Origin of the sequence: Photobacterium atrarenae (assembly GCF_024380015.1) — a bacterium.
GTDB lineage: Bacteria > Pseudomonadota > Gammaproteobacteria > Enterobacterales > Vibrionaceae > Photobacterium > Photobacterium atrarenae.
On sequence record NZ_CP101508.1, the window covers coordinates 128,009 to 151,704 of the forward strand.

At 55.9% G+C, this 23,696-nt stretch carries 17 protein-coding genes; 6 read left to right on the forward strand and 11 right to left on the reverse strand.

The window, feature by feature from the left end; translation table 11 throughout:
• Nucleotides 1–31 precede the first annotated feature (31 nt).
• Nucleotides 32–1,498 carry a Na+/H+ antiporter NhaC gene (gene nhaC, locus NNL38_RS00625; protein ID WP_255389119.1) on the reverse strand — a complete coding sequence of 489 codons (1,467 nt, stop codon included), beginning with the start codon at nucleotides 1,496–1,498 and terminating at the stop codon, nucleotides 32–34.
• 90 nt (nucleotides 1,499–1,588) lie between these two features.
• Complete coding sequence (gene lhpI / locus NNL38_RS00630) at nucleotides 1,589–2,542, reverse strand: bifunctional Delta(1)-pyrroline-2-carboxylate/Delta(1)-piperideine-2-carboxylate reductase (RefSeq protein ID WP_255389120.1); 954 nt, start codon at nucleotides 2,540–2,542, stop codon at nucleotides 1,589–1,591.
• Between the two features lie 131 nt (nucleotides 2,543–2,673).
• On the opposite strand from lhpI, the gene NNL38_RS00635 reads away from it, so the two are divergent.
• Nucleotides 2,674–3,465 (forward strand): helix-turn-helix transcriptional regulator, encoded by a 792-nt coding sequence (locus NNL38_RS00635; RefSeq protein WP_255389121.1) that lies wholly within the window; start codon nucleotides 2,674–2,676, stop codon nucleotides 3,463–3,465.
• 33 nt (nucleotides 3,466–3,498) lie between these two features.
• On the opposite strand, the gene greB is transcribed toward NNL38_RS00635, so the two are convergent.
• Nucleotides 3,499–3,969, reverse strand: a complete 471-nt coding sequence (greB, locus tag NNL38_RS00640) for a transcription elongation factor GreB (RefSeq protein ID WP_255389122.1) — start codon at nucleotides 3,967–3,969, stop codon at nucleotides 3,499–3,501.
• Between the two features lie 274 nt (nucleotides 3,970–4,243).
• Here greB and ompR point away from each other — a divergent pair, with 274 nt between their 5' ends.
• The 3 genes from ompR (at nucleotide 4,244) to ltrA (ending at nucleotide 8,251) form a co-directional block, all read left to right on the forward strand.
• Nucleotides 4,244–4,963, forward strand: a complete 720-nt coding sequence (gene ompR / locus NNL38_RS00645) for an osmolarity response regulator transcription factor OmpR (protein ID WP_255389123.1) — start codon at nucleotides 4,244–4,246, stop codon at nucleotides 4,961–4,963.
• A 14-nt stretch (nucleotides 4,964–4,977) separates the two neighbouring features.
• Nucleotides 4,978–6,315: a two-component system sensor histidine kinase EnvZ gene (gene envZ, locus NNL38_RS00650; RefSeq protein ID WP_255389124.1), complete on the forward strand. Its 1,338-nt coding sequence runs from the start codon at nucleotides 4,978–4,980 to the stop codon at nucleotides 6,313–6,315.
• Nucleotides 6,316–6,958: 643 nt separating this feature from the next.
• Nucleotides 6,959–8,251: a group II intron reverse transcriptase/maturase gene (gene ltrA, locus NNL38_RS00655; RefSeq protein ID WP_369414609.1), complete on the forward strand. Its 1,293-nt coding sequence runs from the start codon at nucleotides 6,959–6,961 to the stop codon at nucleotides 8,249–8,251.
• A 72-nt stretch (nucleotides 8,252–8,323) separates the two neighbouring features.
• Here the strand turns inward: ltrA and NNL38_RS00660 are convergent, their stop codons facing one another.
• From NNL38_RS00660 to NNL38_RS00690, 7 genes are all read right to left on the reverse strand, one after another.
• A complete protein-coding gene (locus tag NNL38_RS00660) occupies nucleotides 8,324–9,691 on the reverse strand; it encodes a uracil-xanthine permease family protein (RefSeq protein ID WP_255389125.1) in 1,368 nt (455 codons plus the stop codon).
• Nucleotides 9,692–10,001: 310 nt separating this feature from the next.
• On the reverse strand, nucleotides 10,002–12,083 hold the full coding sequence (gene recG / locus NNL38_RS00665) for an ATP-dependent DNA helicase RecG (protein WP_255389127.1): 2,082 nt from the start codon (nucleotides 12,081–12,083) through the stop codon (nucleotides 10,002–10,004).
• A gap of 15 nt (nucleotides 12,084–12,098) precedes the next feature.
• Entirely contained in the window at nucleotides 12,099–12,815 is a 717-nt protein-coding gene (gene trmH, locus NNL38_RS00670) for a tRNA (guanosine(18)-2'-O)-methyltransferase TrmH (RefSeq protein WP_255389128.1), read from the reverse strand.
• A gap of 87 nt (nucleotides 12,816–12,902) precedes the next feature.
• On the reverse strand, nucleotides 12,903–15,005 hold the full coding sequence (gene spoT, locus NNL38_RS00675; protein ID WP_255389129.1) for a bifunctional GTP diphosphokinase/guanosine-3',5'-bis pyrophosphate 3'-pyrophosphohydrolase: 2,103 nt from the start codon (nucleotides 15,003–15,005) through the stop codon (nucleotides 12,903–12,905).
• Nucleotides 15,006–15,023: 18 nt separating this feature from the next.
• Nucleotides 15,024–15,299, reverse strand: coding sequence for a DNA-directed RNA polymerase subunit omega (rpoZ, locus tag NNL38_RS00680; RefSeq protein ID WP_255389130.1), 276 nt, complete (start codon nucleotides 15,297–15,299; stop codon nucleotides 15,024–15,026).
• Nucleotides 15,300–15,353: 54 nt separating this feature from the next.
• Nucleotides 15,354–15,980, reverse strand: a complete 627-nt coding sequence (gmk, locus tag NNL38_RS00685; RefSeq protein WP_255389131.1) for a guanylate kinase — start codon at nucleotides 15,978–15,980, stop codon at nucleotides 15,354–15,356.
• A gap of 193 nt (nucleotides 15,981–16,173) precedes the next feature.
• Entirely contained in the window at nucleotides 16,174–17,394 is a 1,221-nt protein-coding gene (locus NNL38_RS00690) for an MFS transporter (protein ID WP_255389132.1), read from the reverse strand.
• A 100-nt stretch (nucleotides 17,395–17,494) separates the two neighbouring features.
• On the opposite strand from NNL38_RS00690, the gene NNL38_RS00695 reads away from it, so the two are divergent.
• Together NNL38_RS00695 and NNL38_RS00700 are read left to right on the forward strand one after the other, a co-directional pair.
• Entirely contained in the window at nucleotides 17,495–18,427 is a 933-nt protein-coding gene (locus NNL38_RS00695; RefSeq protein ID WP_255389133.1) for a LysR family transcriptional regulator, read from the forward strand.
• 405 nt (nucleotides 18,428–18,832) lie between these two features.
• Nucleotides 18,833–19,141, forward strand: a complete 309-nt coding sequence (locus NNL38_RS00700; protein ID WP_255389134.1) for a hypothetical protein — start codon at nucleotides 18,833–18,835, stop codon at nucleotides 19,139–19,141.
• A 234-nt stretch (nucleotides 19,142–19,375) separates the two neighbouring features.
• Here the strand turns inward: NNL38_RS00700 and hyoA are convergent, their stop codons facing one another.
• Nucleotides 19,376–23,668, reverse strand: a complete 4,293-nt coding sequence (hyoA, locus tag NNL38_RS00705) for an NACHT domain-containing antiphage protein HyoA (RefSeq protein ID WP_255389135.1) — start codon at nucleotides 23,666–23,668, stop codon at nucleotides 19,376–19,378.
• Nucleotides 23,669–23,696 lie beyond the last annotated feature (28 nt).

Here is a 23,696-nt window from a genome sequence, read left to right on the forward strand (position 1 = left end):
GCTTGCGCTCCTTTGTGCGATAACTGAATGATTATGAGTGTGCCGCGGACGGGGCCGGTGAAGCTTCATCCTGCGTCGGTTGGGACGCGCGGAGCGAAAACCAGCCGGTCTGGGCGTAGAGAATGCCGATTGCCGGGGAGAGCCAGCAGGCAAAAGCCAGCGGGATATACAGCAGGGCACTGTAATCGCCCGGGGCGACGGCCAGGCCGAGGGTACCCATGACAAAGGCGCCGCCGGCATTCCAGGGGATCAGCGGCGAGACCAGGGTACCGCCTTCTTCAATCGCCCGCGACAGGTTGAGCCGACTGTAGCCCAGCTTATCGTATTCCGACCCGAACATCCGGCCCGGCAGGGCAATCGACAGGTAGACGTCGCCGGAGACGGCATTGGTGGCGATCGAGGTCAGGATGGCATTGGTCTGCAGGCCGCGGAAACGGCGGGTGGTGCGCATAATGGCGCTGACCACAGACTCCAGACAGCCGGTGCGCTCCAGGGCGCCGCCGAACGCAAGGGCAAACATCATCAGGGTGATCACCCAGGTCATGGAAGAGACACCCCCGCGGTTGAGCAGGCTGTCGAGGGCCTGGGTACCGGTCTCGATTTTAAAGCCGCTGTGGGCAAAAGTCAGGATTTCATTGAGGTTGTAGCTGTATTGGTGAACCGCGACCAATGCCCCGAGGATAAAACCGGTAAACAGGGCCGGGATTGGGGCCACTTTGCAAAAGGCCAGCGCCATGACCACCCCCAGCGGCAGCAGTGGCAGGAAACCCAGCTCAAACTGTGCTTCCAGCCCCTGACGGATGTCGGTGATATGGGCCAGTTGCGACGGATCGGCACTGCTGGTCCCGCCAATGACCGCATAGATGGTCAGGGCGATCAGCATCGCCGGGATCGTGGTCGGCATCATGTTGCGGATATGGGCAAACACATTGGTTTCGGTCACCGCCGCAGCCAGGTTGGTGGTATCGGACAACGGGGAAACCTTGTCGCCGAAGAAGGCACCGGAGACCACGGCGCCGGCGGTCCAGTAGGCTGGGATCCCAAACGCATAGCCGATGCCGACCAGCGCCAGGCCAACGGTACCGACCGTGGTCCAGCTCGAGCCAATCGACAGCGAGACCAGCGAGCAGAGCAGCATGGTGGCGGCCAGGAACCAGCTCGGGTCGATCAGGGCCAGGCCGTAATAGATCAGGGTCGGAACCGTGCCGCTGGCTATCCAGGTACTGACCAGCATCCCGACCACGATCAGGGTAGCGATCGACGGCATGGCGATGTGCAGTACGCGAAATGCACCGGCTTCAATCTCCTGCCAGCGCAGTCCCTGATACCAGCCGACCAGCGCGGTGATGGCAAAGCCTATCGCCAGCGCAATATGCGGGGTAAAGTCGTCGTAGTAAAAAATCTGGATGGCCAGTAAGCCAATAGTCAGAAAAATCGGGATGATCGCCACGCCCAGATGCGGGACGGCGGAAAAGTCTGAGGTATTCTGTTTCATCATGCTGCATCCTTTCAAGGTTCGGGCCCGGGCGGATCCGGGTGCAGGCGGGAGCCGGCATCAGTGTCCTGGCTCCCGTATCGCTGCGGGCACTCAGGCCATTTGCTGGTAGGCCAGCACGGCGGCGGCGAGATCTTCGCGCGAATCGCCGACCGATTTAAAGGCGGTGATCGCCGTGTCCGGCGCTGCCAGTGCTGCGCGGCCGGTATGGGCGCCGCTGCAGAGTTCGGCAAAGCCGGCAAGAATATGGCTCTCGTCAATAGCGCCATCCTGGATCGGCAGGATCAGCTCTCCGGTTTCGACCAGGGCGGCGGCTTTGACATCGACAAACAGCGCCGCGCGTTGCATCGCTTCGTTATCGGCTTCGCGCATGGTCGGGGTGAAACTGCCGACCAGATCGAGGTGGGCGCCGGGTTTGAGCCAGGCCCCCTTGATGATCGGGGTGGTCGAGAGGGTGGCACAGCTGATCAGATCCGCTTCGCGGGCCACGCTTTCCAGTTCAGCGTCGGTGCAGGCGCTGGCATTGATGCCGCGGTCGCGCAGCTCGGTTGCCAGTTGTTTGGCGGCGGCCTGGTTGATATCCCAGATATGGATGGTGTCGAGCGGGCGAACGCTCATGTGGGCCGGGATCAGGCGGCGGGCCACCCGGCCGGCACCGACCATCAGCATGGTTCGGCTGTCTTCGCGTGACAGGTAGCTCGAAGCCAGCGCGGAAGCCGCGGCCGTGCGGCGGGCCGTGAGCTCGTTGCCGTCAATCTGGGCCAGCAGTTGCCCGGTCTGGCCGCAGCTTAGCAGGTAGTTGCTGCTCAGACCCGGCAGGTTCTTGGCACTGTTGCCGGGAAAGACGTTGACCTGCTTGACCCCGAGGTATTCGCCGGGCAGCCAGGCCGGCATCAGCAGCAGGGTGGCATCCGGACTTTCGGGCACCGACAGGGTATGGTGATGGCGGATCGGCGAAACCACATCGCGGGTAAACATGGTGCGCAGCGCGTCGATCAGTGGCTGCCACGGCAGTGCGTCCTGGACTTGATTCTGGTTGAGTTGCATTTCTGACTTCCTTCCCTGTTAATGTATTGTTATTTTATCGGCAAATAAAAGCGGGCATTTGCCTGAGACTATGGTGTTGTTAGCTCAGACTCCTGAGCTGTTGCAAAAGACGTGTAAGTGCGGGGGTTCGGGTGGAACGGAGTCAGATCAGAAGAAATTTAATTGCCCGGCAGCAGGGGGATCACCAGCATGCCTTTGCCCAGGTTCTGCTGGGCTGGCGCGGGCAGATGGCGTGTGAGTTTGAACGTGAGCAGGGCCGGCTGGTCCATGGCGGGATTGCGATTGTCCCGGACAGCGCACCACATTTCTTCAACGGGTTGAGTGAAGACAGTGAATTGCTGGTGATCGATCTGGCACCGGCCGATCCCTATCTCCAGGCGCTGGAGCAGGCGTGCGAGCAGCCGCTGCTGAGCACCCTGTTCAGCCAGCCGCATTTTCTGACCCTGACCCCGGACAGCCAGCCGCTGCTTGATTTTGCCGCCCACCAGCTCCGCCGCGCCGGAGCGCAGATCAGCCCGCAGCTCCATTGCCAGCTGATTTCGCTGTTTCTGACCCAGTTCGGCCAGATGCACGCGCCGTCGGTGGCGCGGGTGCTGAACCACAGCCGTCTCGAAGAGCAGGCGCTCAATATGTTGATTGATCAACGGCTGTCCTCGCCGCTCAGCAACGCGGCGATGGCCAGCGCGATGCACCTGAGCGAGAGTCATTTTTACTGCCTGTGCCAGCGTCAGTTCGGGATCACCCCGCAGCAGTATGTGATGCAGCGGCGGATGCGGCGGGCCCGGCAGTTGCTGTTAGAAACCAGGATGCCGCTGACCGAGCTGGCTGCCGAGGTTGGTTTTGCCCAGCTGTCCGGTTTTTCCCGCGCCTACAAACGCTTTTATCACCAAACGCCCAGCGCGACCCGGCGCCGGACGGATTAAACTGACGGAGAATATCGGCGAGGAAAACCGGGATTACTGATAGCGAATGGCGTTGACGAACCACTCTTTCTTACCGGCGGGGGTATTGACTTCAAACTCGTCGTCGACTTCTTTTTTCAGCAGCGCCCGGGCCATCGGCGAGTCGATGGAGATGTAGTCGTTGCGGCCGTAGATCTCGTCCGGGCCGACGATGCGGAAGGTTTTGACTTCGCCGTCTTCGTTTTCTATCTCGACCCAGGCGCCGAAGAAAACCTTGCCGTCCTGCTGCGGCGAGTAGTCGACCACCTGGACCTGCTCCAGGCGCTTGCGCAGGTAGCGGACCCGGCGGTCAATTTCGCGCAGGCGTTTTTTGTTGTACTGGTAATCGGCATTTTCACTGCGATCGCCGAGGCTGGCGGCCCAGGTAACTTTCTTGGTGACTTCCGGGCGCTCTTCTTTCCAGAGGAAATCCAGCTCCTCTTTCAGCTTGTCATAGCCCTCGCGGGTGATTAAGTTAGTTTTCATACGGTTGTCCTGAACTTTTGCTCCCTGCATCTTCCAATGCTTTGCCGATGACGTCAATATGAAGGCTGGCGCTTCGTGACAGTGCGGACCGATGTGCGGAGTAGGGTGACAGCATTCGATGATGATTGAGCGGATGGCCTATGATCAGCAAAGAGATTTGGACATAATCGGTAACAATTTTGGGCCGTTTTGCGGCACTTTCAGGCCGTGCTCGGCCGTGCGAGTTCAGTAGAATGGTGCCAGTGCTCGAGAACCTGAGCGATAAAGGTGAGATATGCAGGAAAATTTCAAGATTCTGGTTGTTGATGATGATATGCGTCTGCGGGCGCTGCTGGAGCGGTATCTGTCGGAGCAGGGCTTCCAGGTGCGCAGTGTCGCCAATGGCGAGCAAATGGATCGCTTGCTGTCCCGCGAGAATTTTCACCTGATGGTGCTGGATCTGATGCTGCCGGGCGAAGACGGTTTGTCGATTTGCCGCCGGCTGCGCAATGCCAACAACATGCTGCCGATCCTGATGTTGACTGCCAAGGGCGACGAAGTCGACCGGATTGTCGGGCTGGAAGTCGGCGCCGATGATTATCTGCCCAAGCCGTTTAATCCGCGCGAGCTGCTGGCCCGGATCCGGGCGGTGTTGCGTCGCCAGACCATTGAGGCTCCGGGCGCCCCGAGCGTTGACAGCAAAGTCATCGAGTTCGGTGAGTTCCGACTCAACCTCGGCACCCGAGAGATGTTCCGCGGCGAGGAAGCGATGCCGCTGACTTCGGGCGAATTTGCGGTGCTCAAGGCCCTGGTGACCAATGCCCGCGAGCCGATGTCGCGCGATAAGCTGATGAACATGGCCCGCGGCCGCGAGTACTCGGCTATGGAGCGTTCGATTGACGTTCAGATCTCGCGCCTGCGCCGGATGATTGAAGATGACCCGAGCCGCCCGCGCTACATCCAGACCGTCTGGGGGCTGGGCTATGTGTTTGTGCCTGACGGCAGTGAGGCATAAAAAAGGACGCAGCCATGCGGATGTCCCCTCGCAGTACGTTTGCCCGCACCCTGATTCTGCTGGCTGGTCTGTTGATAGCCAGCCAGATTTTTTCTTACCTGGCGGTGCTCAATTACGCCCTGCTGCCCAGTTTGCAGCAGTTTAACCGGATCCTGGCTTATGAAGTCCGGCTGATGCTCAAAGAAGACGTTGAGCTGGCGGACGGCCATACCTTCCACCTTGACACGCCGTTGCGGCGGCAGCTGCTGGAGCAACTGGGCGTGACGTTGCACAACGAAGACAGTGACTCGCTGGAGGAGTATCACCAGGCCACCCGGATTGACTATCTCAGCGAGGAAATGACCCGGGAGCTGGAGGTGCCGACCGAAGTGCGCCTGGTGCTGGGGGCTGACAGTTATGTGTTGTGGATGAAGTGCGATGCGATGCCGGGCTACCTGATGCGGATCCCGCTCTCGGAGCTGCAGGAAGAGGATTTTTCGCCGCTGTTTCACTACAGTCTGATTATCGCCTTGATGGTGATCGCCGGTGGCTGGCTGTTTATTAAAATTCAGAACCGGCCGTTGGTGGCGCTGGAGCAGGCGGCGTTGCAGGTTGCCCAGGGCGGCACTCCGCCGCATTTGCCGGAGCGGGGCGCCTCGGAGATCCGCGCGGTGACCCGGGCCTTTAACAAGATGGCGGAGGGGATCCAGCAACTGGAAGACGACCGGGCATTGTTGCTGGCGGGGGTCAGCCATGACTTGCGCACGCCGCTGACCCGGATCCGGCTGGCCACTGAGATGATGTCGCCGGAGGACAGCTATCTGGCCGAGAGCATGATAAAGGATACCGAAGAGTGCAACGCGATCATCAGCCAGTTCATGGAGTATCTTAAATCAACCCAGTTGCAGGAGCAGGAAAGCCTGGATCTGAACGGGTTGTTGCAGGAGGTGGCGGAAGCCGAAGGCGGTTATGAACAGGAGGTTGCGCTGGATTTGAATCCGATCCCCTGCGTCGTGCGCGGTAACCCGGTGGCAATTAAGCGCTCGGTAGCCAACCTGGTGATCAATGCACTGCGTTACGGCAAAGGGTGGGTCAGGGTTTCCAGCGGGGTCGCGGCCGATCGCCAGACTGCGTGGTTCTGCGTCGAAGATGACGGGCCTGGCATTGCGCCGGATCAGGTTGCGAAGATGTTCCAGCCGCTGACCCGGGGCGATAGTGCCCGTGGTAGCGAGGCGGAAGGAACCGGGCTTGGGTTGGCCATCGTCAAGCGGATCATCGACCAGCACGGGGGCAGTATTCTGGTCACCAACCGTAGTAGCGGTGGCCTGAAAGTGCAGGTTGGCCTGCCGATCCAGAACGGTAAAAAACATTAAGATCCGGGCGCGCCGCGCGCCGGGTCAAAACAAATCGGATCAAAACTAAAAAGCGCCGGCAGTGATGCCGGCGCTTTTCTTTGTGCGCCGAGCATGGCGTTGTTCTAGGAGGTGAAAGTCCTCTACGGGCTCAGTCGAGCGAGAACCGTTAGCCTATGCAAGGGTGCCCACCGTGAGGTGGGATCTGAAGGAAGCAAACGGCAAAACTTGGGTGTGACGAACAGAAACCTGATAGTAGGCCAGTACAACTTGGGTAACCTAGCAATATATAGAACAGCCCAATGCCTCGACGGGAAGTGTGTACGGGTAAATCAGGCACAGCCAAGGGAAAGAACAACGTCTTACCTCGGGAGATCTTACGACCTGTCTCGGATGAGACTAATACAACAGTGATGTTGTGTGACGGGTAATAAGAAGTCAGCAGAAGGCATAGTACCTTGGGGAAGTACAACCCAAGGGAAGGCCGGAACTGAATATATCAAGAAGCAGTCACTAGACACTCAATCATGTGGGGTCATAGCAAGATGAACAACATCTCTACGTACTACTGGGCAACACCGCAAGTGACGCTCATGGCCACGAAGAATGACAAGCATGATCGGCGTAGACAGGAGGACGAGTCTTGGTGACCTCAACTCAGTTGATGGAGCGGATCTGCTCCTCAACAAATCTGAACCAAGCCCTGAGAAGAGTGAAGAAGAACAAGGGATGTGCTGGGGTTGATAAACTCGACATAACAGCGACTATCTCGATGCTTCGGCAGTCTTCTAATGGGCAAGCGCTCCGCCAGAGCCTTCTGGACGGGAGCTACCAACCGCAACCCGTTCTGGGTGTAGAAATTCCCAAACCCAGCGGGGGAGTGAGGCAGCTAGGTATCCCAACTGTACTTGATAGGGTAGTCCAACAGGCCATTACCTCAGTACTGACAGATATCTACGAACCTCAGTTCTCAAGCAACAGTTATGGGTTCAGGCCTAACCGCAGTGCCCACCATGCATTGGTGGCAGCAAGCCACTACATCAGGGAGGGGCGGGGTTATGTAGTCGACATAGACCTGGCGAAATACTTCGATACTGTGAACCACGATAAACTGATGCACAGGCTATCGGAGGACATCACAGATAAACGGGTCCTGAAGCTGGTCAGGTCATACCTACAGGCAGGCATAATGCGAAACGGGTTAGTTGAGCAGAGGCAACGAGGGACGCCACAGGGTGGACCATTATCTCCGCTGCTATCAAATATCGTATTAGATGAGTTGGATAAAGAGCTTGAGCGAAGAGGGCATAAGTTCTGCCGATATGCAGACGACTGCCAAATCTACGTGCACAGTAAGGAAGCCGCCAATCGAGTAAAAGCCTCAATCACGGAGTTCTTGGAGCAGAAACTGAAACTCAGGGTTAACCGTGAGAAAAGTGCGGCAACGAGAGTGACAGAGCGGACTTACCTAGGCCATCGCTTTCACCGAGATGGAAGCATCTATATCTCGAAGACAGCACAAACTCAGATGAAGAAGCGAGTGCGTCAAATAACGAAGCGGAATCGAGGGCGAGAGTTGAAGACAGTCCTAGTCGAACTCACTCAATACCTAAGAGGTTGGCAACACTATTTCAAGCTTGCCATACGGAAAAGCGCGATGCAGCGCTTGGATGAATGGATAAGGCGGCGCTTACGGTGCTATCGCCTCAAGCAGCGCAAGCGCAGATACAGCATAGCGACATGGTTACGCCAAGAGGGTGTAAGCGAACGCAATGCGTGGAAGCTGGCGATGTCAGATAAAGGGTGGTGGCACTTGGCTTTATCGCCCCAGCTCAATCAGGCCATGCCAATGAAATGGTTCAAGGAGATGGGTCTGTACTCGTTGCGAGATGGGTACGAGTCACTGAAAATATATTCGGAACCGCCGTATGCGACCCACGCTTGTACGGTGGTGTGAGAGGACGGAGGCCGTGAGGCCTCCTCCTACTCGATTTTTGTGTGTGGCTTATTTATCTGGCAGTCGGAGAGATTATTTTTCTTCCGGCAGTACCAGGTTGAGCACAATCGCGGTGATCCCGCCGGCAGCCATCCCGGAGGACAGGATGCTCTGGATCCACTCTGGCATGAACTGGAGGATTTCCGGCTTCTGGGCAATGCCCAGGCCCATGGAAAACGACAGCGCCATGATCAGAATTGCCCGGCGGTCGAGGTCGCAACGAGAAATGATCCGGACCCCGGAGGCGGCAATGGTGCCGAACATCACAATGGTCGCGCCGCCGAGCACCGGCTCCGGGATCAGCTGGACTAAATTGGCTACGCTTGGCAGCAGGCCGAGCAGTACCAGCATACCCGCGACGAAGTAGCCGATGTAGCGGCTGGCGACCCCGGTCAGCTGGATAATGCCGTTGTTCTGGCTGAAGGTGGAGTTCGGGAAGCTGTTGAGCACTGCGGCCAGGGCCGAGTTGATGCCGTCGGCCAGCACGCCGCCTTTGATCCGCTTCAGATAGACCGGGCCGGCAACGGGTTGCTCGGAGGTCTCGGAGGTGGCGGTAATATCGCCGATCGCTTCCAGTGAGGTGATGGCAAACACGATCACCAGCGGGATCAGCAGCGACCAGTCAAAGCCGAGGCCGTATTGCATCGGTAGCGGCACGGCGATCAGGCCGGTGTCGGCAACGCGGGCGGTATCGAGCATCCCGGTGCCCCACGCCAGCAGGGTCCCGGCGGCCATCGCAATCATAATCGAAGAGACACGCAGGTACGGGTTCTTCACCCGGTTGAGCAGGACAATCAGGCCCAGTACCGTGCCGGCCAGCATCAGGTTATCCAGGCTGCCGAAGCTGCCGTTTTCAATCGCCGCGTAGCCGCCGCCCATGGAGGTGAGGCCGATCTGGATCAGGGTCAGGCCGATCAGGGTGACGACAATGCCCGAAACCAACGGCGTGATCACGCGCTGGGCATGTTGCAGTACGCGGGAAATCAAGACTTCAGTCAGCGACGCGGCCAGAATAGTGCCGAAAATGGCCGCCATCATGGTCGGGATATCCGCGCCGCCGGCTTTCATCGCCAGTCCGGCACCGATGATTGGACCGAGGAAATTAAAACTGGTGCCCTGGATCGACAGCAGGCCGGAGCCGACCGGACCGACGGTGCGGATCTGAATGAACGAGGCGATGCCCGAGGCGAACAGCGACATGCTGACAATGGTGTTAGTGTCGCTGGCCGGCAGGCCGAGGGCCTGGCAGATGATGAGCGACGGGGTGATCACCGCCACAAACATGGCCAGCAGGTGCTGGGTGGCGGCAAACAGGGTTTGTGGCAGCGGTGGCCGGTCTTCGAGGCGATAGATCAAATCGGATTTCTGCGGTGTTGCGATGTCGTCGTGTTGGCGTGTCATAGCCATGGTTTCCTTGATGGACTTCTTAATCCCCGGCGTTGCGCTGGATGGGCAAAGCCTGTAAAGAGCGAATAATTCTGTGATTGCTGTTAGTCAGATCCGCCGGTTCACGGGAGAAGTGCGTGTGGGTGAAATTTTGTGCGCTATTGTAATTATTTGATAGAAAATAGCAAACGTTTGCGCTGGGTTGAGCAGACTTTTTTGTTGTCCTTCCGGGGCGGTTCGGGAGTGGCTGTGGTGGCGGTGCTGCGGCCGGAAAGCGTACTTTCCGGCTGAAAATTTGGACGTTGGAGATAGCTTTGGGGACGGCTCAGGCGTTGGAGTAGTTCTCGCGCCGGCCGAGCCAGCGGGTAATGATTGCCTTGGCGTTGTCCGGGTATTGCTCGTGGATATAGCGGGCCAGTTTCTGTACCTGCGGGATCAGGTGCTGGTCGCGAACCAGATCGGCAATTTTGAAATCAGCCAGGCCGGTCTGCTTGGTGCCGAGCAGTTCACCGGGACCGCGGATTTCTAAATCGCGCTGGGCAATTACAAACCCGTCGCTGCTTTCGCGCAGCACCCCGAGGCGTTTCTGGGCGGTTTTCGACAGCGGCGCATGGTAGAGCAGCACACAATGGCTGGCAACGCTGCCCCGGCCGACACGGCCGCGCAGCTGGTGGAGCTGGGCCAGACCGAGCCGTTCGGGGTTCTCGATGATCATCAGGCTGGCGTTCGGGACATCAACCCCGACTTCAATCACTGTGGTGGCGACCAGCAGGTGCAGTTCACCGTCCTTGAAGCGTTTCATCACCGCCTGTTTTTCTGCCGGTTTCATCCGGCCGTGGACCAGGCCGATATTGAGCTCGGGCAACTGGGCAGTCAGCTCATCAGCGGTATCGGAGGCTGCCTGGGCTTCCAACACTTCGGACTCATCAATCAGGGTACAAACCCAATACGCCTGGCGGCCTTCATTAAGGCAGGCGGCGCGGATCCGTTCGACGATGTCGGCACGGCGGCTGTCGGGCACTGCCACGGTCTGGATTGGGGTCCGGCCCGGCGGCAGTTCGTCGATCACCGAGGTTTCGAGATCGGCATAGGCGGTCATCGCCAGGGTGCGCGGGATCGGGGTGGCGGTCATGATCAGCTGGTGCGGGTAGTGGCCGTTGCTGGCGCCTTTTTCACGCAGCTCCAGCCGCTGATGGACGCCGAAGCGGTGCTGCTCATCGATGATCACCAGCGCCAGGTTCTGAAATACCACTTGCTCCTGGAACAGGGCGTGGGTGCCGACCACCATTTTGGCTTCGCCGCTTTCAATTCGGGCCAGTTCGGTTTCGCGGGCCTTGCCCTTGAGCTTGCCCGCCAGCCAGCCGACTTCAATGCCGAGCGGGTTGAGCCAGTTGGCGAAGTTCAGCGCATGCTGTTCGGCCAGCAGTTCGGTCGGGGCCATCAGCGCCACCTGGTAGCCATGCTCGATAGCCCGTACTGCAGCCAGGGCTGCGACCAGGGTTTTGCCCGAGCCGACATCCCCCTGTACCAGGCGCATCATCGGATGGGGCCGGGCGAGGTCGGTTTCGATGTCGGCCACGACGCGTTGCTGGGCGCCGGTCGGGCTGAACGGCAGGCTGCCCAGAAGCTGCTTTTTCAGGGTATGGCTTGGCGGCAGCGGCCAGGCCTGGTGTTGCTGGCCCTTGCTGCGCACCGCCAGCATCGACAGGTTCTGCGCCAGCAGCTCTTCTAAGATCAGGCGTTGCTGAGCCGGGTGTTTGCCTTCTTCCAGTTGTTCGAGGGAGACATCCGGGGTCGGGCGGTGCATCAGGTGCAGCGCTTCGGCCAGGGTCATCTGGCGATCATAGAGGCCTTCGGGCAGCAGTTCACTGACGGCGGCCTTGTCGAGCAGGGCCAGGGCCTGATCGGTCAGGTTACGCAGGGTGAGCTGGCGCAGGCCGTCAGTGGTCGGGTAGACCGGGGTCAGGGTTTCCTCGACGCTGAGCTCGGTCGGCTCGGAAAATACTTTGTAGTCGGGATGGATGATCTCCAGCCCGTGCTGGCCGCGTTTGATTTCGCCATAGGCTTTGACCTGCTTGCCTTCAGCCAGGCTGTTTTTCATCGCCGCGTTGAAGTTGAAAAAGCGCAGGGTGGCACTGCCGCTCTGATCGCTGATTTTCACGGTCAGCATCCGCCGTTTGCCGAAGCTGATGTTGTTGCTGAGCACCTCGCCCTGAATGGTGAGGTGCTGGCCGGGCAGGACGCCGGCGATGGGCCAGATCCGGGTGCGGTCTTCATAGCGGAGCGGCAGGTGAAACAGCAGATCCTGTACGCTGTGCAGGCCGATTTTTTCCAGTTTTTCTGCCATTTTGGCCCCGACGCCGGAGAGTTCGGTCAGGGCGACGGTATCAAGGAGTTGTCCGCTCATCACTATTTCCGCTGATTAGTTGCGCTTTGGTTGACGTTTTTTGGGCTCGATCGCCTGCATGGTCTGCCACCACGGCTCGTCCGCGACGATCTGGCCGTGCTCGTCCAGCGGCGGATACGGCAGGCCCTTGCGGCGGGCCACTTTGGCCAGCACCGGATGACCACGCTCAAACAGGATCCGGTGGACCACTGCTTCCGGTAGCTGGGTGGTGGTGCGATCATACATCCCGACCGCCTGACGCTGGCGCTGGGCCTCGTAGAGGATCAGGGCGCTGGCCACCGAGACATTGAGAGACTGTACCATACCGACCATCGGAATGATGATATCCTGATCGGCCAGTGACAGCGCTTCAGCGGTGATCCCGTTTTTCTCGCCGCCGAGGATAATCGCGGTCGGTTTGGTGTAATCGACGTCACGAAAATCAATTGCGCTGTCTGACAGGTGGGTGGCGACGACCTGCATCCCCTGGCTTTTGAGGGTGGCCATGGCGTTGACCATGGTGTCATGAGTTTCCAGCTCAACCCAGTTGCGGGCACCGGCGGAGGTATGGCTCAGGACCCGCATATCTTCTTTCGGCCACACCGCGTGGACCTTGTGGACACCAACCGCATCGGCGGTACGGATGATGGCAGACACGTTGTTGGGTTTGTGCACTTCTTCCATGCAGACGGTCAGATCCGGCTGGCGGGTGGCCAGCACCGACTGGATCCGTTGAAAACGTTCGGGTGACATAAGCTTCTATCGTGTTCCTGAATAAAGAAAACGCCCGAGAACGGGCGTTGGTCATGAGTTGGGGAGACGTCAACGGCGTCATCACCCTTAGTTTTTCTGGCGAGAGACCCGAACCACATTCGGCATTACCCGGATCCGGCGCATAATATTCGCCAGGTGGATCCGCCCTTTGGTCGTCAGCCGTACCGTGATGGTATACAGGCGACCATCTTTCTCTTCCGTCGACAGGCCCTGGATGTTGGAGCCGGTTGCGGCAATGGTGTTGGTCAGATCGGCCAGCGCCCCCTGATGGTTTTGCATATCCACCTTGAGGTTGGTGACAAACTCCTGCTCGAAGTCCTCGCTCCACTCCACCGGCATATATTTGTCCGGCTCTTTCTGGTACCCCCGGATGTTGGCACACTCCTCGCGGTGGATCACCAGGCCTTTGCCCGGGCTGACATGGGCCATGATCGGGTCACCGTGGATGGGGTGACAGCAGTTGGCAAAAGTCAGCAGGATGCCATCTGCGCCGCGGATCGGCAGGCAGTGGGCGGTCGGTTTGTTATTGCTCTCTTCGCTGCGGCCCAGCAGGCGGCGGGCGATCACCACACTCATCCGCTCGCCGAGGCCAATGGCCGCCAGCAGATCGTCGAGGGTGTTCAGGCGCAGCTCGCTGAGGGTTTCCGCCAGATGCTCCGGGTCAATCTGATCGATATTGAGCTCGCCCAGGGCATGGTTGAGCAGGCGGCGACCCAGGGTGATCGACTCAGCCCGGCGCATGGTCTTCAGCACCTGACGGATCTTGGTCCGGGCGCGGGACGTGACCACGTAGTTGAGCCAGGCAGCGTTCGGGCGGGCACCCGGTGCACAGATAATATCGACGGTCTGGCCGTTTTTCAGCGGCTTGCTGAGCGGATACGGCTGACGCTCGACCCGGGCACCGACACAGGCATTGCCGACATCGGTATGTACCGCATAGGCGAAGTCGACCGCAGTGGCGCCGACCGGCAGTTCGACAATCCGGCCTTTCGGGGTGAAGACGTAAATTTCATCCGGGAACAGATCGGATTTGACGTTCTCGATAAACTCGAACGAGCTGCCGGCGCTTTGCTGCAGCTCCAGCAAGCTCTGCATCCAGCGCTGGGCCTTAACCTGGGCGGTGGTGCCTGAGCTTTCCCCGTCTTTGTAAGTCCAGTGGGCGGCGACGCCTTTGTCTGCCATCTGATCCATATCTTCAGTGCGGATCTGCACTTCCACCGGCACCCCGTGCGGGCCGACCAGGGAGGTGTGCAGCGACTGGTAGCCGTTGGCTTTCGGGATCGCGATGTAGTCTTTCATCCGGCTCGGGCGCGGCTTGTACAGGTTGTGGACCTGTCCCAGCACCCGGTAGCTGGTATCGAGATCTTTGACCAGCACCCGGAAGGCGTAGATATCCATGATGGAATGGAAGCGCTGTTCCTTGCTCTTCATCTTGTTATAGATGGAGTAGAGGTTCTTCTCGCGTCCCAGCACCTTGGCGTCGATCCCCGCGTCTTTGAGGCGGCCCTCAATTTCGGCGTGGATCTTATTAATCATTTCTTTGCGGTTGCCGCGCGCTGAGGCGACGACTTCTTTCAGCACCCGGTAGCGATTGGGGTAAAGGGCTTCGAAACCCAGCTCTTCGAGCTCGGTTTTAATATTGTGGATCCCCAGTCGGTGGGCCAGCGGGGCAAAGATTTCCAGGGTTTCGCGGGCAATCCGGCGGCGTTTGTCCGGGCGCAGGGCACCGAGGGTGCGCATGTTATGCGTGCGGTCGGCCAGCTTGATCAGGATCACGCGGATATCATGGGCCATGGCCATGATCATTTTGCGGAAGTTTTCCGCCTGCGCTTCTTTGCGGTCGCGGAATTTGAGTTTGTCCAGCTTGGAGACACCATCGACCAGCTCGGCCACGGTCGAGCCGAAGCGACTGTCGAGATCGTCTTTGGTGACCTCGGTATCTTCGATCACGTCATGCAGCAGCGCGGACATCAGTGTTTCGTAGTCCAGGCGCATTTCCGCCAGGATCCGGGCTACGGCAATCGGGTGGATGATATAAGGTTCGCCGCTGGAGCGGGTTTGCCCTTCGTGGGCATCGCGCGCAACGAGGTACGCCTGCCTGAGCGCTTCAATTTGAGGCTCAGGCAGGTACTCGATGACGACTTCTTTCAGGCTATCAAAGAGATACAATTCGCCCGGTTCCCTGAATTAACGTTGGTCGCCTGCAATCGCGCTCACAGCTGCCAGCTCTGCCGCTTCTTGCTCTTGAAGTTCCTGACGCTCGCGGGCATCGAGGATGTCTTTGGTGATCAGACCTTCTTCGATTTCGCGCAGGGCGATCACGGTGTACTTGTCGTTTTCTTCCGGAACCAGTGGATCCTTACCGCCAGTTTGCATCTGACGAGCGCGGCGTGAAGCAATTTGGATCAGATCGAAACGGTTGCCAATTTTATCAACAGCGTCTTGAACGGTTACGCGTGCCATGGAGGACTCCAGTGGTTATCTACAAATAAAAGATGGAAAATTGTACAAAAATAGTTACTGCTGCGCCAGTAGGGCAGTGATCATGCTGTTATATTTAGCAGCTTGTTTGTCTTGCTTCAATCGCTCAGCACGGATAATGGCTTTGAAGTCCATCAGCGCGACATCGAAATCGTCATTGACGATCACATAGTCGTACTCGTCGTAGTGAGAGATCTCTGAGCGGGCTTCCTGCATCCGGCGTTCGATCACGGCATCGCTGTCCTGACCCCGTGCATTGAGGCGTCGCTCCAGCTCTTCCTTGGAAGGCGGCAGGATAAACAGGCTCTTGGCTTGCGGCATTTGCTTGCGGATCTGACGTGCGCCCTGCCAGTCGATATCCAGAAAGACATCAATCCCTTTGTCCAACTGCTGTTCAATCCACGGACGGGATGTGCCGTAATAGTTGCCAAATACTTCAGCATGCTCGAGAAAGGCGCCTTGCTCGACCAGATCAGTAAACTCTTCGACACTGACGAAATTGTAATGAACACCGTGCTCTTCGCCGGGACGCATACCGCGCGTGGTGTGGGAGACGGATACCTTCATATCATAGGTCGGGTTGGTTTCAAGAAGGGCGTTGATCAAACTCGATTTGCCCGCGCCACTTGGGGCCGACACGATGTAAAGTGTACCTTTGCTCATTGTTCATCCACTCAGTGCTAGAAGGGCGCGCAGATTACCACGATCCGCCGGGAATTGAAATTCTCTGCCTGCCTGAAAAATCATCTTTTTCACATTTAACCAGCATCATATTAATCCTAGATGGCTTTTGGCAAAAACGGTGGATGAGCCGGGCGAACGGGGGCGTGACGTCGGTGTCGCCCGGCGTGTCGGTTTACGGGTGGGTGCTTGGGGTTGCAGCGCCGGCTCTTAGGGGCTCGGATGCGGCAGGCGTTTCAGGGCGAGCGCGATCCAGCAGCAAGGTCAGCAGGCCGGTCATGGCTATCGCGATCCCGACCCACATCGGTGAATGGAGGCTGTAGCCCCATTCGAGCACCTGCCCGCTGGCATAGCTGCCGAACATGATCCCGAGGGTGATCACCGACGCATGGACGGTGTTGACCAGCGGCCGCTCGCCGTTCGGGACCTGCATCACCCGGCTGACCATCGCCGGATTCATGCTGATCCCGGTCAGGCCGAGCCCGAGCACGGCGATGACGGCTGCCCAGGACTGATGGGTCTGCAGGGCCAGCAGAACCAGGAACAGGCTGTGTAGTACCATGCCGGTGGCGAGAATACGCAGGTTGCGCGGGCCGGCCAGTCGGGCAACGATGTGATTACCGATCAGCATGGTGATCCCGTAGGCAAACAGCAGCCAGGTCACGCTGTTGTGCGCCAAACCGGTCAGCTGGGTCAGGATGGGAACGAAATAGCTGAACGCAGCATAGGTGGCACCGATGACACAGAAACTGGTAGCAAACACTGACCAGAGCTGCCGATTGCGAAATGCCGCCAGCTCCTGGCGCAGGCCAATTTTGGCGGCGGCAGGTAAGGCGGGAAGCAGCGCGGCGGTGCCCAGGGCTGCCAGCACGGCTAAGGCGACGACGAACCAGAAGCTGGCACGCCAGCCGTAATATTCGCCGACCAGGCTGGCCAGCGGGAGGCCGAGAATGGTGCCGACCATGATCCCGGCCAGCACGATGGCGACGGCGCGGATCCCCAGCTCGGGTGCCACCAGGCGATGGCAGGTGCCCAGCGCGGTGCCGAAGAAGGCACCGGAGACGGCGCCGGTGATCAGCCGCGAGACGATCAGCATCGGATAGCCCTGGGCCAGGGCGCCCAGAATTTCACCGATAACGAAGAGGGCAAACAGCAGGTAGAAGGTTTTCTTCGGCGGTTGAGATCCCAGCCCCAGGGTGAGCAGCGGGCCGCCGAGGGCCATGGCTGCGGCATAGATGGAGACGAGATAGCCGACTTGGGAGATGGTGATCTCCAGATCCCGAGCCATCTGCGGCATCATGCCGAGCACCTGCAGCTCGCAGTTGATCATGGCGAAAATGCCCAGAGCCAGGACATAAACGGAAACCGGTATGCTCGGTTTGGCGGTGGTGTGCATAAGCGATCCTTGTAATGGAGTGGATGTCACTTGCACTAGTATCACTTATGCAATAAGTTTGATTAACCCGGTCACTATCCTTTCAGTAATGAATAAAATCATGGATCTCAATGCAATTCGCCAGTTTCTCAAAGTCGCCGAATGTCTGAGCTTTACCGATGCAGCGGCCCAGCTCGGGGTGACCCAGTCCGGGGTCTCCCGTGCGGTCAGCCGGTTGGAGCACCAGCTCGGGGTGCGCCTGCTGCACCGCAATACCCGACGCCTGAGTCTGACCCCAGACGGTATGGTGTTTTATGAGCGCAGTGCCCCGCTGCTGGGCGATCTGGAGGCACTCGGCCAGGCATTGCAGGACCGCCGAAGTTCGCCTTCGGGACGGCTGAAGATCAGTGCGCCGTCGGCATTCGGGCGGGTGGTGCTGATGCCGATCCTGGCCCGGTTGCTGGCGCAGCATCCGCAGCTGAACATCGAGGTGGTGATGAGCGATCGCATCGTCGATTTGGTGGAAGAAGGGTTCGATGCCGTGCTACGCACGGGGAATATCCGGGATCAGCGCCTGATAGCCCGGCCGCTGGCGCCGCTGACCTGGCAGACGGTCGCCTCGCCGGATTATCTGGCCCGGCATGGCACCCCGATGCATCCGGATGAGCTGGCGGGGCATAACTGTCTGCGGGTGCGTAATCCGCATACCGGGCGCCCGGTGCGCTGGCGCTTCACTGAGGCAGATCAGGAGAAAATGTTGGATGTGGACGGCAACCTGGTGTTCGACCACGGCGATCCGCTGCTCGATGCCGCGCGGCTCGGGGTCGGGGTGGTGCAGGTGATGGCGTTCTTTGCCCGCGAGGCGATCGAACGCGGCGAGCTGCAACCGATCCTGACCGAGTTCAATCCCCCGGCGCACCAGTTGTCGCTGGTTCATCAACCCTCGAAGCTGCACTCGGCCAAACTACGGGTGTTTAAGGAAGCCTTGCTGGCCGAGTGGGGCGAAGCCCCGTTGCCGCAGCGTCTCCAGGAAGAAGCGCGAGTCCGTAAATAAAGAGGGCCAGACATAAACAAGCCCTGAAGGTTCAGGGCTTGGGTTATAATGTTGCACTTTGAGGTTGCTGGCTTATTCGATGTTCTGGATCTGTTTGTCGAATAGATTTCATGACGCCAGTGTTTATAGTGCTTTCATGCTCATTTTATGCTGTAAAAATCATTTGTGTCATCATTTGTGTCATCGTTAAGTGTGGGCCAATGCCCTATAAATCAATGTGCTGCTTAATGATTAGATGTATTCAACTGTGGGTGATCCACCAGCAAAATCGGAACTATTCAGTAAGGGAAGATGGTTAGATGACCTCTGCTCGGCTAGTGGTTTCTGGTGATGTGATCTCTGTACCAGGACTCTATACTATGTGAAGCTCATACGTATTTCATCTTTGAGTAAGAGGATAATGTTATGTATGTGATTGAAAGCATAGGTGATAGTTTGCTGGTGATAAGTAAGTCGGTTTTAGGACAAAATTCAGTAGATATTTTATATAAAAGCGAAGGAATAAAATTTCGATTGAAATCTTTAGAGCTTACTCAACTATGGGCTAGTGATGGTCAACTTATCCTTGATACTTCAGTCGGGAAGATTTTCGTAGCTACTGGGGAGATCTCAGTGACAGCGGAGAGTGTTTTGAAACAAGTATTTACAGAATACTCTCAATATGAGCCGTCAGATGAGGATGGCGTTAGTTTTAAGCTTGAGGCTGGTTTATAAGCTTTTTTTTTAATGTTTTTTTAGCGTCAAGGCTTGAGCAATACGATATGGCACTTTTTCATCAAATGTGAGGTGATCGAACATTGTTATGCATTTGAGGCAAAAAGAGTTAGGACTAGAGTCCCAACTCGGTTAGTTTGGATTAGAAAAATAGACTAAATTGTCAGTTGGCAAGAACCTATACCAGCCCTTATTAATTATTTTGTATGTGTAATTAGCCAAATACGTTTTCGTTCATGAGTCGCAGACTTGTTCCCTCATAGCTAAGTCGATGACAATCACTTCAACTGCCTCTACGCCAGGATAATCGTTTGCGATGTCCTGCCAATAACAATTTAGAGCATAGGCTAGCTCGCCTAACCCGACACGACGGCTATTGATTATCCATCTCTTATCGAGTGTGCTCTGTGAGACCAACAGAAAAACACCACATCCGGCGCTTTCTTCTCGTAGATAATCGCCCACCAGCTGGTTGCGCAAGCGCTCACAAAGCTTTGGGCCTGTCCAATTTTTATCGAGCAGTTTTAGTTCTATAGGCACTGGAGAATGCACCTTTGTATTGTGCAAACAGATATCCATACGTTGTGCGTTAGCAAGTTCAAGTTCTTGCGCGATTGTGTACTGGTCTCGACTTTGTTGTCGAAGCCAACCGGCAATCAATGTGCGCATCTCTGTTTCACTATTGGTGCGCTGCCAGGTCTGCCAAGGGCTGTCGTTTCCTCGTTCCAGCCAGTTTTTTAGATCTTGTAAACGATGTACAGTCAGTTCAAAGAGCTGACGATGCGTTGCTGGGATTAGTGTTTGTGATGTGTTAAAGGCACTGATCTGTTCAGCAGACCAAGGTTCTAGATCACCATCCTCTTCGGCGCGCTTGTTGGCGCTCTTCTCCATCCAAGGTCGATAATCTGGATCGGGGTGTTCATTGATTAACTGTCTGATGACCGTATAACTTCCTTTACCTGGTATTTCCGATAGAAGGTTAAAAAGCTTGCTGCGTGCATCTTGTGCATCATCACGCAATTTTGGGGAATACACACCTCCACCACTTCGGTCGATGTCTTCCTTTGCGCGAATGTGTCTATGCATTAGGGTATACAGTGATTTTAGATGCATCGCTGTACAGAAACGACCAACATTAGCTCCTCCTTTTCGTGAATGTCTATCTCCTATTAATGTCGTAATGAAAACCTGGGCAGCATACGTCGCCGTATCTTTATCGAGACCTGACAGCCATTGCTCTAATTCAGATATTCCATTTACCGAATCGCAATCAACGCGAAGCGCATACCACCATGAGATATCGTCCGGGTTATTAGTCTGTACTATCTGTTGGCTAGCCAGCTCTGATAGCTTATCCGAGTCAGTTTCACCATTGACTAGTATTTGCAAGCAATATTGTCGGTTAGGGTTTAGACGTGTAGGGTTAGCCTCCACCCATTCCAGCAGTACGGGAGCAATGGACACATGCAGCCAGGGGGCATGGTAGACTAGTTTATGCAGAATATAGTGCATCGACTTGTATGAACTTGTGTTATCAAGTTCCCAAACTAACTCCTTAATCACAGCTTCTTCGACCAAGTCAGGATATGCCTGATGCATACGTTCAAACCAGCTAGGGAATCCATTGAGCCCCCATGTGATATAGCGTAATGCGTGGCGAACTTCCATTTCATCCAAATCGCCTGGAAACCCAATAGAATTAGCAGCTTCCATCTCAAGACCTGCCATGGCAAAGATCAATGAATAAGGAGTACTGCTTCTATCTTTACCCTCCGACCGTAGCGTCGGATTGTACTGACGCCAGTGTTTCATTGCAGCCAGGCGATAGCCATAAGCGATAGTTTCACCAAATTCTGGGATCAGCGCGCGCCAGTTCGTGAACGCGGAGCGATCCATTGCCGTACGATATTTATTTAATTCAACCATCAGAAAATATTGGTCGTTGGAAAAATCTCCCGGCTTCAGATTTTGAGGATTGTGGATTCTTTCTGGATTGGCGCGTAACTCCGCTATCCACGTATCTCGAGCCTGCTTTTCTTGTCTTTTTTTCTCTTTCTGCTTTCGGTGATATTGCGCTTGTCTTTCTTCACGCCTTCTTGTCGCCTCAGACACCGGCGGATCTAGAAAAATGTTCAATTGCTCTTGCAAGACATGATCGTCAGCAACTGCATCTTTCAGCAGAGTCAGAATGTGCTCAGCTCTGTCAGCTTGCTGATAAACCCGAAAAGCAGTGCTAAGAGCGATTAGCCTATCATCTTGAAGCGAACGAGATCGCATGTAGTCGAGCAGTCTCGGTAGGCTAGTCGTATCATAATGCCAATAATGACCAAGCCAGGAAACCGACCAATCATCTGTTAACCGTTTCCTTGAGTCTGAAGATTCAGCGGACCGAGCTTGTTCGATGCTGGCCCAATAGAGCGCATCATTGAGCTCAGGCCAATCGGGAACAAGTGCTCCTAATTCGTTTTTATGAACACTGATATCTTCACCCTGCCAATAATATAAAGCTGGAGCTTTCAACAAAATGGATTGTGACGTTACCCTGAGAGCTTCATTATTTTTGGCTTTCACCAGTCTTTCTATCGCATTTATGGCGATACTAAGAAGCCAGGCATGTTCCTTTGAAACATGACATTCTCGACGCTCAACATATGGCTGTCTGTCGAGATAGCTTTTCAATCCTTCAAGCAGCTGAGGTATGGACTTGTGGTTGTCGCCTACAGGTAATCGTTCGACAAATTCATGAAGAGTGTGACAGAGAGAACTGCTTTCATAACTACTATAAGGTGCTAATTTATCTAGTGAATTTAGCAGCTGTTTGATACTGTGGCTATCCGCATTTGCCTCTTCGACCACCTCCGCAAGCAAATCGTTGGGAATCTGGGCATCGCTTTCGTTAAGCCTTTGCCACAGACTTTCTTTCTGCTCGATAGAGCCACAAGTCATTACTGCGCGTGCAGATGCAATCCGGGCGTATATATCTCGAGAACTATCTATCGCAATGGTAAGTAAAGGGTAAATGCAATTTGCCATATCTCCCTGCCATACCAGCCTTCCGAGGAAGAAGATTGCATCATCGTTATCACAATATTCTTCTATGAGCTGCAGCGTGTCTTCTGCGAGGTCTGAATTGGCGATCCGGGCAATTGCGCTATTATCTCGCGCAGAGCGGCCATCTGTATTCGAAACAATTCGCCTGACAATGTCCGTTAGAATTTTTTTTCTTTCCGGCAGAGGTAGTTTGGATGGTTCGCCGCTTTCCACGGCAATTTCAGGATGAATTTCCAGTGCCCTGCGCCGGATATCACTATCAAGTAGGATAAGCCATGGTAAAATTGGTCGAAGCCTAGGAGTAACGATTTTCTCCCCATATTGCTCGCGGAAGAATAGAGCTTCGACCGAATTGCGACTATTGCCAGACTTTAGCAACTTTTCAAACCATTCAGCCGCAAGTAATTCGCGGACATCCCTGTGCCGAAACCGCACCGCTCCATAAATAATGTCATTGAAAATACCGCGTTCTAATAGCGCGCGAACTTCTTTGGGATCCCAATCAGAGAGGACAGACTCTGCTTCGATGCCGGGTTTGACTGATGTCACATCGGGTACATTGAGACCAGCTTTACCACTTAGCACAACTGCGGCGGCCAATCGACGTGCGCCATCTTTTGCCCTATTAATATTTAGAGGTTGGCGCTGGGCCCGATCACTGTTGTGATCATCTCGAAGTCGTTTATCAATGTTGTGGCGGAGTAACTCCTGCCGACCACCTAGGGCTTTGTCCGAGTCCCATTTAGCCAGGATACCTTCGAGATCAAATGGGCGTTCTGCTAGACTCCAAAGATTGGCACGCTCAATTTCATGTACCAAACGGCCGATCTCTTTCGCCGAACGAGCTGTACAAAAGCGTCGAACTCTTTCAACATCCAAGTGGCGCATAGTGTAGATTGTGAGTGCGCTTTGTGGTTCATCTTGTTGATTTTTTTTATCTTCCTTTCCTTCCTTTGGGGCCGCAATAAACAGAATTTCATCCATGAGTCTTCGATCTTCTCTTGGACGCCATGCGTACGGCCGACTGGAAAGATAGATGTGTGCTCTGTGAGCACCTTTTGCTATACCTTTGGCAAAGCGGCGAAGTGATTTTTCAAAGGCTCTTGGATTTTCAAGTCGTGCCTCATCGACAGAATCCAGGTAAAACCAAGCTTCGTCAGTCGATTCCAACCATGTTTGAAATTGATCTTCCTCCCCTATCTCAAAAGCCTTATAGAAGTCGCTTTCGATCTCCTCAATGCGGATAAAAAAGGATGGTTTCCCAAGGCTTTCAAGTGCTCTAGCTCGTTGACGCAATTCTTCAGTTTTTCCTGCACCGGCTTCAGCTAAAATGACACACCGAAACTCACGGTCCATATCATCCCAAGACTTGGGTTTAACATGACCCCAAGCCGAGAGAATTTCGTTTTCCTCCGCATCTTCTTGACTTGAGGGGACGGGGGAAAATTGCCGATCTAATGGAATATGGCTTGCCATAAGATGTGATCTCTATACAAGTAATGTG

Bases quoted from the DNA above. Each gene is read 5' to 3' on its own strand.
- rpoZ (WP_255389130.1), bottom strand. From the start codon at position 15,299: ATGGCACGCGTAACCGTTCAAGACGCTGTTGATAAAATTGGCAACCGT.
- NNL38_RS00690 (WP_255389132.1), bottom strand. From the start codon at position 17,394: ATGCACACCACCGCCAAACCGAGCATACCGGTTTCCGTTTATGTCCTG.
- recG (WP_255389127.1), bottom strand. From the start codon at position 12,083: ATGAGCGGACAACTCCTTGATACCGTCGCCCTGACCGAACTCTCCGGC.
- greB (WP_255389122.1), bottom strand. From the start codon at position 3,969: ATGAAAACTAACTTAATCACCCGCGAGGGCTATGACAAGCTGAAAGAG.
- ltrA (WP_369414609.1), top strand. From the start codon at position 6,959: ATGGAGCGGATCTGCTCCTCAACAAATCTGAACCAAGCCCTGAGAAGA.
- NNL38_RS00695 (WP_255389133.1), top strand. From the start codon at position 17,495: ATGGATCTCAATGCAATTCGCCAGTTTCTCAAAGTCGCCGAATGTCTG.
- nhaC (WP_255389119.1), bottom strand. From the start codon at position 1,498: ATGATGAAACAGAATACCTCAGACTTTTCCGCCGTCCCGCATCTGGGC.
- lhpI (WP_255389120.1), bottom strand. From the start codon at position 2,542: ATGCAACTCAACCAGAATCAAGTCCAGGACGCACTGCCGTGGCAGCCA.
- gmk (WP_255389131.1), bottom strand. From the start codon at position 15,980: ATGAGCAAAGGTACACTTTACATCGTGTCGGCCCCAAGTGGCGCGGGC.
- NNL38_RS00660 (WP_255389125.1), bottom strand. From the start codon at position 9,691: ATGACACGCCAACACGACGACATCGCAACACCGCAGAAATCCGATTTG.
- ompR (WP_255389123.1), top strand. From the start codon at position 4,244: ATGCAGGAAAATTTCAAGATTCTGGTTGTTGATGATGATATGCGTCTG.
- NNL38_RS00700 (WP_255389134.1), top strand. From the start codon at position 18,833: ATGTATGTGATTGAAAGCATAGGTGATAGTTTGCTGGTGATAAGTAAG.
- envZ (WP_255389124.1), top strand. From the start codon at position 4,978: ATGCGGATGTCCCCTCGCAGTACGTTTGCCCGCACCCTGATTCTGCTG.
- hyoA (WP_255389135.1), bottom strand. From the start codon at position 23,668: ATGGCAAGCCATATTCCATTAGATCGGCAATTTTCCCCCGTCCCCTCA.
- trmH (WP_255389128.1), bottom strand. From the start codon at position 12,815: ATGTCACCCGAACGTTTTCAACGGATCCAGTCGGTGCTGGCCACCCGC.